This is a genomic window from Deinococcus arcticus (genome assembly GCF_003028415.1).
GTDB lineage: Bacteria > Deinococcota > Deinococci > Deinococcales > Deinococcaceae > Deinococcus > Deinococcus arcticus.
The window spans coordinates 29,000-41,157 of the sequence record NZ_PYSV01000018.1 but is presented as its reverse complement, the minus strand read 5'-3'; the positions used below and the strand labels follow the sequence as shown (position 1 = coordinate 41,157).

Here is a 12,158-nt window from a genome sequence, read left to right as displayed (position 1 = left end):
GCCCACACTACAGGTCTAATGGCAGACCTGAAGAACGTGGGCCAGGAGGTGGCCTCAGACCTGAAACGGGGCGCGGCACGCGGCGCGCACGCCGTCACCGGGCGCGCCGCGCCCACCCTGGACCTGCTGGCCCGGGTGGGCTACGCCAGCAAGGGCGTGGTGTACAGCACCGTGGGCCTGCTGGCGCTGGGCGTGGCCCTGGGCCGCGGCGGCGCCACCACCGACATGCAGGGCGCGCTGCTGCGACTGCAGGACATTCCGGCGGGGCGCCCGCTGCTGTGGTTGCTGGCGCTGGGTCTGCTGGGCTACGCCCTGTGGCAGCTGATTCGCGCTGCACTGGACCCGGAGCGCCAGGGCACCGGCCCCAAGGGTCTGGGCAAGCGCGCCGGGTACCTGCTCAGCGCGCTGGCCAACCTGGGGCTGGCAGTGTTCAGCGCGCGCCTGGCGCTGCTGGGGTACGCCTCGCGCCAGCAGAACAGTGAGGATCAGGTGGCGGGCACAGTGCTGAACCTGCCCGCTGGCCGCCTGCTGCTGCTGGTGGCCGGCCTGGCGCTGCTGGGGGTGGCGGCCAATCAGCTGTACGTGGCCTACGGCGCCAAATTCATGAAGCGCATGGCCTTTCACGACATCAGCGAGCGGCTGTGCGGGCTGCTGGTCAAGATTGGCCAGGTGGGCATCACGGCGCGTGGGCTGCTGATGCTGGTGATCGGCTCGTTTGCCCTGCTGGCCGCGTGGCGTGACCGCGCCCGGGAAGCGGTGGGGGTGTCCGAGGCGCTGACATGGCTGCGCGACCAGCCGGCCGGCAACGTGCTGCTGGGGGCCGTGGCGCTGGGCACCCTGTGCTACGGCGTGTGGTGCGGGGTGCAGGCCCTGTACCGCCGCATTCGGGTGGAGGACGCGGCGTAAGCCGCCCCTCACCCAGGCTGCCCAGAGGGGGCGTGCAGACCATCCGTCCAGAGCCGCCTTCCCTGCAGGCCAGAGGAAAGCGGCCCCGCGTGCCACAATTCCCGCATGACTGCCCACCCGCCGCCCCCCAGCCGCCGCCAGGTGGCCCTGATTGCGCACGACAAGAAAAAGCTAGAGCTGGCCCTGTTCACCCTGGCCCACCGGGAGGTGCTGGGCCGCTTTCCTCTGGTGGCCACCGGCACCACCGGCGGCATTCTGGAAAAGCAGACGGGCCTGCAGGTGGAGCGGGTGCTGTCCGGGCCGCTGGGCGGCGACCAGCAGATTGGCGCGCGGCTGGCCCAGAACGAGGTGCTGGCTGTCTTTTTCTTCCGCGATCCGCTGACCGCGCAGCCTCACGAACCGGATGTGACGGCCCTGGTGCGCCTGTGCGATGTGCATGACGTGCCCCTGGCCACCAACCCCGCCAGTGCCGAGGCGCTGCTGGGCTGGCTGCAGGCGCAGCCGGCGCCCTGAGGCGAAAGGGCCTGGGGCCGGAGAACCCGGGGGCACAGGCGGTGCTTCCCACCCCGACCAGCACCGCTGGGCGCCGCCGTACCCTCTTCGGGCAAACCCCGATTTCTGGACGTGGCCCAGCGCCGGGTCAGGCGCCGGGGCCCGTGGCTTATATTGGTCTCATGCGCGCCCCCGCGACGCCCTCCCTTACGTCGGGTCTGCTGACCGATGTGGGTCGTCAGCGGCAGGGCGGCGTGAATCAGGACGCGGCGCTGGCGCTGGACCTGCCGCAGGGCGGGCTGTACGCGGTGGCCGACGGCATGGGCGGCCACGCGGCGGGCGAACTGGCGGCCAACCTCGCGCTGGACGCCCTGAGTCAGGCGTATCTGGACAGCCGGGGCGCGGCGCCGGTGCGCCTGGCCACGGCGGTACAGGCGGCCAATATGGCGGTGCTGCGCCACGCCGTGGGCGAATACGTGGGCATGGGCACCACCCTGCTGGCCGCCCTGATTGACCGGGGCGCGGCGCTGCTGGCCCATGTGGGCGATTCGCGCGCCTACCTGCTGCGCGGCGGCGAACTGCACCGCCTCACCGAAGACCACTCCTGGGTGGCCGAGCAGGTGCGCCTGGGCCACATGACCGAGAACGAAGCGCGCGACCACCAGTGGCGCAGCGTGGTCAGCAACGCCCTGGGCGGCGAGGAGCGGGTGCGCCTGGAGCTGTTTGGGCTGGCCATTCAGGCCGGGGACCGCCTGCTGCTGTGCACCGACGGCCTGAGCGGCGTGGTCACCGATCAGGCCCTGCTGGGTCTGCTCTCGCGGCCCCTGTCGCCCGAGGCCACCGCCCGGCTGCTGGTGAACGCCGCCAACGACGAGGGCGGCCCGGACAACATCACCGCCCTGATCGTGGACATTCACCGGGGCGGGCGCCTGCCCGGCTACGTCCTGCCGCCACGGCGCGAGGACGGCCCGGTGTATGTGGACGCGCTGCTCAGCGCCCAGCGGGGCAACAGCCTCGTGACCTACCTGCTGCTGATGGTCGCGTACTTCACGCTGCTGGGCATCATGCTGGTGCCAGAAAACCGCGTGCCCATCGGACTATCGGGCACCGTGCTGCTGCTGGGGCTGATGGTGGGGCACCGCACCGTGGGGCGCGCGCCGCCGCCACTGGGGCCCCCCAGCGCGGTGCTGCCCGCCCGTATGGCCGAGTTGCCGGTCCGCGAGTCCCGGCCCTGACCCGGCCGCGCCGGGCCGGGTATGCTCGGGGCATGAAAGAGATCGTGCAGACAGCGGGGGCTCCGGCCGCCATCGGGCCCTACAGCCAGGCCGTGACCTTTGGCAATCTGGTCGTGACCAGCGGCCAGATTCCCCTGACGCCCGCCGGTGAGCTGGTGCAGGGCGGCATCACCGAGCAGACCGAACAGGTGATCGCCAACCTGAAAGCCGTGCTGGCCGCCGCCGGCACCGATCTGGACCGGGTGGTCAAGACCACGGTGTTCCTGGCCGATATGAATGAGTTTGCCGCCATGAACGCGGTGTATGAGGTCCACTTCCGCGCGCCCTACCCGGCGCGCAGCACCGTGCAGGTGGCCCGGTTGCCCCGCGACGTGCGGGTGGAGATCGAGGTGCTGGCCGAGCGGCACTAGGCCCGCTGTGCCTGAGCTGGCGGCCACCGGCGCCGCCAGTTTCCATTCCGGGTCGGGCGGGCGAGCACCGCCCTTTGTGCCCGGCGTCTCGACGGCCCCCGGCCGGGCGTGACATTCTGCAGCGAATGGTTGTCCTGCCCATCCGCTTCGAGCGCAGTCCCCGTCTCCACGCCATGCTGAGCGAGGAGCCGCATCCCGTGGGCACGCGCGTGGTGGTGCAGGGCAAGCGCGGCCCGGAAGTGGCCACCGTGCGCGGCGAGGCCCGCGAGCCGCTGGCGCAGGAGCGCTACGGCGCCGTGCTGCGCGCCGCCGCCCCCGAGGACCTGAGCCGCTGGGAGGAACTGCACCGCGCCGGCGAGGACCTGAAATGGCTGCTGCGCGCCCGCGCCCGGGGCCGGAACCTGCCGGTGAAGGTGGTGGCGGTGGAATTCACGCTGGACGAGAGCCTGGTCACGGTCAGCTACAGCGCTGACGAGCGCATTGAGCTGAGCAGCCTGATTGGCGAGGTGCGCGCCCACACCCGCGCGCGCGTGAATTTTGCGGCGGTGGGCCCGCGCGAGCAGGCCCAGATGATCGGCACGCTGGGGGCCTGTGGGCGCGAGAACTGTTCCTCCACGCACCTGCAGGACTTCGCGCCGGTCAGCATTCGCATGGCGCGCGACCAGCAGTTGCCGCTGAATCCGGAAAAGCTCTCGGGGCCCTGCGGCCGGCTGCTGTGCTGCCTGCAGTTTGAGCACACCCAGTACCTCGAACTCCTCAAGGACCTGCCGCGCAAGAACGCCCGGGTCTGCCACGAGGGCTCGGGGGCCTGCGGCAAGGTGACCAAGCTGCACCCGCTGAGCGGTACGGTGGACGTGGCCACCGACCAGGGCCTGCTGCAGAACGTGCCCCCGGCCGAGTTGCGCCGCATGACCGAGGCCGAGGTGCGCGCGTTGCCGGAGGGGCGGGGCAGCGGCCGACCGGGCAAGGGCCCGCGCCCGGCCAGCAGCGAGTAATCCGGCCTCGGACTGGCACAGCCGCGCCCCAGAGGCGGCAGGAAAGGAGCGCCCGGTTCAGGCGTAAAGCCGCCGAACCAGAACAGGATCAGGGGGTTGGCGCAGCAGCGGGCAGGCCGCAGAAGGGTGAGCGGCCTGCCCCGCCGTGCAGCCCGGCGCCTCGTCCGCCGGGCCCGAACAGGCGCGGGGCGTGTGCCCTTGGGCAGCCGCCCGGGCGCGCGGGACCCGCAGTACACTCGCGGGCATGAGCCCTGTTCCCTCCCAGCCGCCCGCCGCCGACCAGACCCTGACGGTGCCCGCCACCGCGGCCGAGTGGGCCCAGTACGCGCCGCGCTTTGAGGCGCTGCAGGCCCAGCCCCTGAGTGCGGCGGACGTGCCCGGCTGGCTGGCCGCCTGGAGCGACCTGAGCGGCGAGCTGCAGGGCGTGGGGGCCAGGCTCTCGGTGTTCGCTGATCTGCACACCGATCAGCCGGAGGCGCAGGCGCGCTATCAGCGCTTCATGGCCGATCTTCAGCCGCAGTGGGCCCGGGCCGAGCAGGCGCTGAAGGAGAAGCTGCTGGCGGTGCCGGACTACGAGCCGGCTCCCGGGTTCGCCCTGACCCTGCGCCGCATGCGGGACGCCGCCGCCCTGTTCCGGGAAGCCAATGTGGCGCTGGGAGTCACCCACGAGGCGCAGAAGCAGGAATACGCGGTCATCACCGGCAACCAGACTGTGACCCTGGACGGCCAGACGCTGACCATTCCCCAGATCAAGCAGCGCCTAGACGACCCCAGCCGCCCGGCCCGCGAAGCAGCGTGGCGCGCCCTGGCCGCCAGCAACGCCGGCGTGGCCCCGCAGCTCGACGACGTGATGACGCGCCTGATCGCCACCCGCTGGGGGCTGGCGCGCAACGCGGGCGAGGCCAATTACCGCGACCTGCGCTGGAAGGAACTGGACCGGGTGGACTATACGCCCGCCGACTGCCGCGCCTTTCACGAGGCGGTGCGCGACGAGGTGGTGCCGCTGCTCTCGGCCATGACCGCCGAGCTGGCCGGGCCACTGGGCCTGGAGAGCCTGCGCCCCTGGGACTACAACCGCAACACCCTGCTGGACCCCCAGGGCCGCGCGCCGCTGACTCCGTTCCAGGGGGGCAGCGAACTGGAAACCCTGGCCCAGACCGCGTTTGCAGGGCTGGATTCGGGGCTGGCTGGCCGCTTCGCCCAGATGCGCACCGGCGGCCTCCTGGACCTGGAATCGCGCCCCGGCAAGATGAGCCACGCCTACTGCTCATACTTTCCAGGCACCAACGAGCCCTTTGTGCTGATGAACGTGGTGGGCACCGCCGAGGACGTGCGGGTGCTGTTTCACGAGGTGGGCCACGCCTTCCACGGCTTTTATAGCGGGGAAAGCCAGCCTCTGGTATGGAACCGCTGGAGCCCCATTGAATTCGTGGAGATTCCCAGCATGGCCATGGAATTCCTGACCCTGGACCACCTGGGCCACGTGTTCTCGCCCGACGAACTGGCGCGCTACCGCGAAAAGCAGTTGCAGGGCGTGGTGGCCTTCCTGCCCTGGGCCGCCCAGATGGACGCTTTTCAGCACTGGCTGTACGCCGAGGCCCCCGAGGACGTCACGATTGCCGATCTGGACGCCAAGTGGCTGGAACTCGACCGCACCTTCCACCCCTTCGTGAACTGGGCTGGCCTGGACGAGAGGCTGCGCGCCAAGGGCTGGCAGTACTACCACATCTTCCAGGTGCCCTTTTACTACATCGAATACGCCATGTGCTATCTGGCGGCGGTGGGCATCTGGCGCGGCGCCCAGCAGGATCCTGCCGGCGCCCTGGAGCGCTACAAGACCAGCCTGCGCCTGGGCAGCACCGTGCCCGTCCCCGAGCTGTACCGCGCCGCCGGCGCCGAATTCCGCTTTGACCGCGAGCACATTCGTGGCCTGATGGCCTTCCTGACCGAACAACTGCGGGCGTAAGTCAAGAGCAGGGCCCCCGGAACTGTCCAGGGGCCCTGCTGTTTCACCATCAACCCTTAGCCTTCAACCATCACCTCAGTAGCGGTAAGTGGTCGTCTCGCTCACGTTCACGCGCACGGTGCGGTTGGCGCCCCGGTCCACGGTCAGGGTCACGGTGCTGCTGCCGCGCACCAGGGTACCGCTGTAGCCGGTGCCGGTAGTGCGGCTCTGCTGCAGGGCGTAGCCGTCGGCCTGCAGTTCACGCACCTTCTGGTCGTAGGCGCTGCGGGCGGGGTCCTGCAGGGTGTTGCCGGCAATGGCACCCAGCAGGTTGCCGATAAAGTCCAGCACGCCGTTGCCGGTGCTCACGGGCGCCGGGGCCACGCTCAGCGGCTGGGCGAATTCCACGTTCAGGTTGGTGGTGCTACCGGCGCGGATCGCCACGGTGGTCGTGAAGTCCGAGTAGCCGGGGGCCTGCACGCGGACCGGGAAGGTGCCAGTACGCAGGTTGCTGTAGGTCACGTTGGCGCCGCCCAGTCGCTGGCCGTTCAGGATCACGGTCGCGTTGTTGACGTTGGTGCCCACGAACAGGCTGCCGGTGCTCACGGGGTTCTGGGCCGCCACGGTGTAAAAGGCGGTGTCACTCACCCAGCTGTTCTGGGGCAGGGGGTTGACCACAATGCTCAGGGCCTGCGCCAGACCGGCCTGCCCGCCCTGGGTGCTGACGGTGGCGAACTGGTCCTGGGCCGTGCGGAAGGAGCTGACCTGATCGAGGTTCAGCGGGGTCAGGCTGGCCAGAGCCAGCACCTTGTTCTGCCCCACGGGGCCGTCGACCGAGTAGGTGAAGTTGTCACCGGGCGCAGGGAAGCTCTTGGTGGTGTTGGCCTTGACGAAGTTCTCGCCGCTCAGACGGTTGGGCAGAATCTGGTCCACCGTACCGTCGGGGTTCACGTTGAACAGGTACACGTAGGCGTCGCGGTTCACGCTGGCGCTCACGGTGATGTTCTCGCCCACACGGTAGGCGGGGTTCTGGCTGCCGCTGGCGTCCTTGTCCACACGCACGCTCACCGACAGGTCCGGCTGGGTGGGGTTCACGATGATGCTCTGCGCGCTAATCCTGGCCTGCGCACCAGCCACGCTGAGGGTGGCGGCAGTGCCGAGGGCCAGCAGGGCGGTCACGGTCGAGTTCTTCTTCATGTCAGGCAGTGTGGCCTGTGTCCATGACCGCGTGCTGATGCCACCTGACGGACACGTTCACAGTTCAGCACATGGTAAATCCCGACTGGCCTGGGCTGATCCGGACTGCCGTCCATTTCCGTCACATCCGGGAAAGAGACGGATATTCCGCCAATGCCCGCAACTCCGTCTCTTTTCCTGATCTGCTCCGCAGCTCTGTGAGTCCTTCCGGTCGGAACAATTCCGTAACGTGTTCCGGAATTGTTCGGAACCCGTATGAGAAGTCCTGGAGATTGCTCAAGCCCGGCCGCCCCGGCTGTGCCCCTGCACCAGCGCGCGGGCCATCAGGTGGGCGGCGCGCAGGGGTTCAGGGACGCGGCCGGTGACGGTAAAGGTGCCCAAGGCCTGCTCTGCCTGGGGCAGCGTCAGGCCTGCGCGCTGCACGTACACGCCGCCGCAGGGCTCCATGGGCCCGGCCGCTTCAATCAGGCGCCACTTGCGCGCCCCGCCCGGCACCCGGGTGAGCAGCGCGGCGCGTATCTGGTCCAGGTCTGGGGCCTTTCTGGCCACCACCAGCACCGGCAGCCCCGTGGCCGCGTGCAGCGCGGGCAGGTCCACCACGTTGAAGCCCGCCAGCGCGATGCCCTGCAGCAGCACCAGGTGCAGGTGGTCGGGCGCCAGCGCCACCAGCCGCGCCAGCTCGGCGGTGCTGTTGCGCCCGTCGCGCCGCACCTGCCCCCGCAGCACGGCGTGCAGGGTGGTGCGGGCGTACACCGTGCCCAGGACCGGCACGTTGCCCCGGTGGGCCCGGTCAAACGGCGCGTCGTCAAAGCCGATGGCGTGGGCGAACACGCCCTGCAGTATGTCGCAGCCCCGGTCTGGACCGCGCAGCGGAAAAGCGAGACCGCCTTTGCCTACGCCAGCCTCCGCCATCCGGCGCATGTTCCTCTGACTGGCAAGGGTCACACTGCCCCCATGACCTCCGCGCTGCCCCTGCCCGACCTGAACGCTGGCCTCTGGCCCGTGACCGCCTTCGATCCTGCCCTGGCCACACCCGAACAGAAACTGGCGATTGGGCGCCTGCTGGCCGATAGTTTCGCCCTGGCCAACCCCGAAGACCCGCCCCTGATCCCCGAACAGGAAGCTGTGGGCCTGGGCCACCAGCTGCCCACCGAACGCAAGCACCACCTCGTGGTGTGGCAGGGCACACAGGCCGTGGCCTGGGGCTGCCTGGAATACGACACCGAACAGAACACCCACATGGCCCACGCCCGGCTGGTGGTGGCCCCGGACGCCCGCCGCCGTGGCCTGGGCCGCACAGTGGGGGGGCAGCTGCGCGAACTGGCCGGACAGGCGGGCCGCTCGGTGCTCACCTTTGGCACCACCAGCCGCGTGCCGGCCGGCGAGGCGTTTGCCCAGGCCAGCGGTGCGCAGGCCGCGCTGCCCATGCGCCAGAGCCGTCTGCCGCTGTCTGGCCTGGACCGTGAACTGCTCACCCAGTGGCAGCTTCGCCCCGGGGGCGATCCCTACCGCCTGCACCTGTGGGCCACCGTGCCCGACGCCTACCTGGAGCGCGCCGCCGACATGATGATGGTGATGAACACGGCCCCCAGGGGCGAGCTGGAGCAGGACGACTGGCGCATTACCCCCGAGATGATCCGCGCCTGGGACGCCATGATCGAGGAAGCGGGCGAGGTGCGCACCATGCTGGCCATTGAAGACACCCGCACGGGCGTGCTGGACGCCTACAGCGAGATCTTCTGGACCCCGGAGCGCCCGGGCCCGGTGTTTCAGGGCGCCACCGCCGTGCGGCCCAGCGCCCGGGGCCAGGGCCTGGGCAAATGGGTCAAGGCCGCCATGCTGGAGCACATTCTGGCGCAGGTGCCCGGCGCCCGCTGGGTGCAGACCAACAACGCCCACGAAAACGCCGCCATGCTGGGCATCAACGTGAAACTGGGCTTTGCGCCGTGGTCCACCTTCACCGAGTGGCAGCTGAAGCTGGCCTGAGGGACAAAGAAGCCATGAGCTATGGGCCATGGGCTTTGGGGGGTTGCCCCACGGCTCACGGCCCATAGCCTCTTGCCTTTGCCCCCACACGCTACCCTGCATCCCATGAGCACGCCGGTTCAGGAGCACCAGCCATGAGGGTCGCCGTGGCCGATGTGGGCACCAATTCCAGCCACCTGCTGATTGCCGAGGCGATGACGGCGGGCGAGGCGGGCGGCTACCGGGTGCTGGACGCCCTGAAAGACCGCACCCGCCTGGGCGAGTGCCTGGACTCGGCGGGCAACGTGACCCCCGAGGGCGAGGACCGCCTGGCCAGTGCGCTGACCCGCTTCCGGGCCCTGGCCGCCAGCGCGGGCGTGCCCGAGGTCCATGTGTCTGCCACGAGCGCGCTGCGCGAAGCCCCGAACGGGGCGGCGGTGGCGGCGCGGATGCTCTCGCGCACCGGGGTGTACCCGGCGATCATCAGCGGAGAGCGCGAAGGCGAGCTGACCTATCTGGGCGCCGCGCACGCCGTGGAACTGGCCCCCGACAACGTACTGCTGGACCTGGGCGGCGGCAGCCTGGAATTCGTGCGCGGCGACCCCGCCGGCGCCCGGGACGTGCTGAGCCTGCCACTGGGCGCCATTCGCATGACCCGGGCCCATCTGCCCACCGACCCAGCGGGGCGGCGCGAACTGGCGGCCCTGCGCGCGGCGGTGCACGCGGCGCTGGCCCCGCACGCCGCGCGCTTCCGGGTGCGCGCGGGCACCCGGGTGGTGCTGTCCAGCGGCACGGCCGAGGCCGCCGCCGTGGCCATCCTGGCGCGCCGGGGCGAACAGGCGCAGAGCGTGAACGGCGCCGGCTTCTCGCTGGCCGAACTGGGTGACCTGCTGGAGCACGTGCGCGGGCTGCGACTGGCCGCCCGCGCCCGCGTTCCGGGGCTGGAACGCCGCGCCGATACGGTGGTGGCGGGCCTGGCGACCCTACACGCGGCGCTCGAAACGCTGGGGGCGCAGGACGTGACGGTCAGCGAGGGCGCGCTGCGCGAGGGCATGCTGATCGAGGAACTCACGCGGCTGCAGGCCTACCAGTCGTCGATCAGCGCCCGGCAGCGCAGCGTGCTGGGCACCGCCGAGCGCTTCGGGGCCAACCTGTCGCACGCCCGGCAGGTGGCGGCGCTGGCCCGCGCCCTGCTGGCCGCCTTGCAGGCGGCGGGCGAGCCCCTGGGGCCCGACGGCGAGGCCCGCAGCCTGCTCACGGCCGCCGGAGCGCTGCACGAGGTGGGCCAGATCGTGGCCCAGAGCGCCCACCACAAGCACAGCGCCTACCTGATTCGCCACGCCGGGCTGCGCGGCTTCACCCCGCGCGAGATCGAGTGGATTGCCCTGCTGGCCCGCTATCACCGCAAGAGTGCGCCCAGGCCCACTCACCCGGACTTCGCCGCGCTCTCTGGCCCCGAACAGGCCCTGCTGACCCGGCTGGTGGCGGTGCTGCGCGTGGCCGACGGCCTGGACCGCTCCCACGCAGGCGGGGTGAAGGTTAAGGCCCTGGAGCGCCGGGGCGGGGCATGGCACCTGACAGTCAGCGGCGCCACCCCGCTGGACCTGGAAGGCGCGCGCGATAAGGCCGATATCTGGACCCGCGCCTTTGGTCCCCTGACCCTGCGCACCCTGACCTGAGGGCTGCAGCGCCCAGGCCCGGAGGCGCTCTGGGGATGAAGGGCAGGACCAAACCAGCCCGTGGCGCCAACGGCAGGGGTGGGGGGCCCCTCCTCCAGGGTGGCGCTGGCCCCCCCGTGAAAGGGCCGCGTGACCCCGCCGTATCCTGGGCAGCATGACGTCAGCGCTGCCAAGAAACATTCTCTCCATCCAGTCATGGGTCAGTTACGGCCATGTGGGCAACGCCGCCGCCGTGTTTCCCCTGCAGCGCCTGGGCTTTGAGGTCTGGGCCATTCACACGGTGCAGTTTTCCAACCACACCGGCTACGGCGCCTGGACCGGCACCGTGTTTCCCCCCGAACTGGTGGCCGAACTGATTGACGGTATGGAAGCGCGCGGCGCCCTGCCCGAGTGCCACGCCGTGCTCAGCGGCTACATGGGCAGCGAGGGCACCGTGGGCGCAGTGGTGGACGCCGTGCGCCGGGTGCGCGCCGCCAATCCGGGGGCGCTGTACTGCTGCGACCCCGTGATGGGCGATGTGGGCCGGGGCGTATTCGTGCGCCCCGAATTGCCCGACCTGATTGCCGCGCAGGCGGTGCCCGAGGCCGATCTGCTGACCCCCAATCAGTTCGAGCTGGAACTGCTGAGCGGCCACAAGGTGGACACGCTGGAACACGCCCTGGAAGCGGCCCGCGCCCTGCGCGGGCGCATGCGCCCCGGCGGGCCCCGGCTGGTGCTGGTCACCAGTCTGGTGCGCAGCGGCGCCCCCGAGGCCAGCATCGAGACCCTGGCGGTGGGTGACGAGGGCGCGTGGCTGTGCCGCACGCCGCTGCTGCCGCTGGACCCCCCGCGCAACGGCACTGGCGACGCGATTGCCGCCCTGTTTTTCGGGCACTACCTGCACAGCGGCCGTCCCGACAGCGCCCTGAGCGTGGCCATGAGCGCGCTGTACGCCCTGCTGCAGCGCACCCATGTGGCGGGCACGCGCGAGATTCAGCTCGTGGCCTCGCAGGACGACTTTGTGCGCCCCGCCCGGCTGTTCGAGGCCCAGCGGGTGGGCTGAGACGAGTTCCGAACAATGCCGTCACCCATGACGGAGTTTTTCCGACCGGAGGGACTCGCAGCGCGGCGGAGCAGGAACAGAGACCGATGTCCGGGAAGTGGACCGCCCCCAGCCGAAAGCGGAGAGCATTCCCCTTCTTCCCGGATGTGATGGACATGGACGGCCGTCCGTCTAAGGCGGCGCGGAGGCCCGGCCCCTGAGCTTTGTGAGGCGCGTCTCAGGGTGGCCTCAGGGTCGCCCCAATGCCCGTTGCGGGGCCTCTCATGGAAGCAGGCAGGCGGGCCGTGAACAC

11 protein-coding genes are annotated in these 12,158 nt (G+C 70.7%); 9 read left to right on the top strand and 2 right to left on the bottom strand.

What is annotated here, in order from left to right:
* The first annotated feature begins 18 nt into the window (after nucleotides 1–18).
* The 6 genes from C8263_RS15635 to C8263_RS15610 all read left to right on the top strand — a co-directional run bounded on the left by C8263_RS15635 (nucleotide 19) and on the right by C8263_RS15610 (nucleotide 6,004).
* Nucleotides 19–906 carry a DUF1206 domain-containing protein gene (locus C8263_RS15635; protein ID WP_107139068.1) on the top strand — a complete coding sequence of 296 codons (888 nt, stop codon included), beginning with the start codon at nucleotides 19–21 and terminating at the stop codon, nucleotides 904–906.
* 105 nt (nucleotides 907–1,011) lie between these two features.
* The gene (mgsA, locus tag C8263_RS15630; RefSeq protein ID WP_107139067.1) at nucleotides 1,012–1,419 is read left to right on the top strand and encodes a methylglyoxal synthase; all 408 of its coding nucleotides are present in this window, start codon (nucleotides 1,012–1,014) and stop codon (nucleotides 1,417–1,419) included.
* A gap of 161 nt (nucleotides 1,420–1,580) precedes the next feature.
* On the top strand, nucleotides 1,581–2,633 hold the full coding sequence (locus C8263_RS15625) for a PP2C family protein-serine/threonine phosphatase (RefSeq protein WP_107139066.1): 1,053 nt from the start codon (nucleotides 1,581–1,583) through the stop codon (nucleotides 2,631–2,633).
* Nucleotides 2,634–2,665: 32 nt separating this feature from the next.
* Nucleotides 2,666–3,043 carry a RidA family protein gene (locus C8263_RS15620; RefSeq protein WP_107139065.1) on the top strand — a complete coding sequence of 126 codons (378 nt, stop codon included), beginning with the start codon at nucleotides 2,666–2,668 and terminating at the stop codon, nucleotides 3,041–3,043.
* Nucleotides 3,044–3,168: 125 nt separating this feature from the next.
* Nucleotides 3,169–4,038: a PSP1 domain-containing protein gene (locus C8263_RS15615; RefSeq protein ID WP_107139064.1), complete on the top strand. Its 870-nt coding sequence runs from the start codon at nucleotides 3,169–3,171 to the stop codon at nucleotides 4,036–4,038.
* A gap of 244 nt (nucleotides 4,039–4,282) precedes the next feature.
* Nucleotides 4,283–6,004 carry a M3 family oligoendopeptidase gene (locus C8263_RS15610; RefSeq protein WP_107139063.1) on the top strand — a complete coding sequence of 574 codons (1,722 nt, stop codon included), beginning with the start codon at nucleotides 4,283–4,285 and terminating at the stop codon, nucleotides 6,002–6,004.
* Between the two features lie 75 nt (nucleotides 6,005–6,079).
* Here C8263_RS15610 and C8263_RS15605 read toward each other — a convergent pair whose 3' ends face one another.
* The gene (locus C8263_RS15605; RefSeq protein ID WP_107139062.1) at nucleotides 6,080–7,180 is read right to left on the bottom strand and encodes a DUF4384 domain-containing protein; all 1,101 of its coding nucleotides are present in this window, start codon (nucleotides 7,178–7,180) and stop codon (nucleotides 6,080–6,082) included.
* Nucleotides 7,181–7,456: 276 nt separating this feature from the next.
* A complete protein-coding gene (locus C8263_RS15600; protein WP_233218852.1) occupies nucleotides 7,457–8,011 on the bottom strand; it encodes an endonuclease dU in 555 nt (184 codons plus the stop codon).
* Between the two features lie 123 nt (nucleotides 8,012–8,134).
* On the opposite strand from C8263_RS15600, the gene C8263_RS15595 reads away from it, so the two are divergent.
* The 3 genes from C8263_RS15595 to pdxY all read left to right on the top strand — a co-directional run bounded on the left by C8263_RS15595 (nucleotide 8,135) and on the right by pdxY (nucleotide 11,866).
* Entirely contained in the window at nucleotides 8,135–9,166 is a 1,032-nt protein-coding gene (locus C8263_RS15595) for a GNAT family N-acetyltransferase (RefSeq protein ID WP_107139060.1), read from the top strand.
* 134 nt (nucleotides 9,167–9,300) lie between these two features.
* A complete protein-coding gene (locus C8263_RS15590) occupies nucleotides 9,301–10,824 on the top strand; it encodes a Ppx/GppA phosphatase family protein (protein ID WP_107139059.1) in 1,524 nt (507 codons plus the stop codon).
* Nucleotides 10,825–10,978: 154 nt separating this feature from the next.
* The gene (pdxY, locus tag C8263_RS15585) at nucleotides 10,979–11,866 is read left to right on the top strand and encodes a pyridoxal kinase PdxY (protein WP_107139058.1); all 888 of its coding nucleotides are present in this window, start codon (nucleotides 10,979–10,981) and stop codon (nucleotides 11,864–11,866) included.
* Nucleotides 11,867–12,158 lie beyond the last annotated feature (292 nt).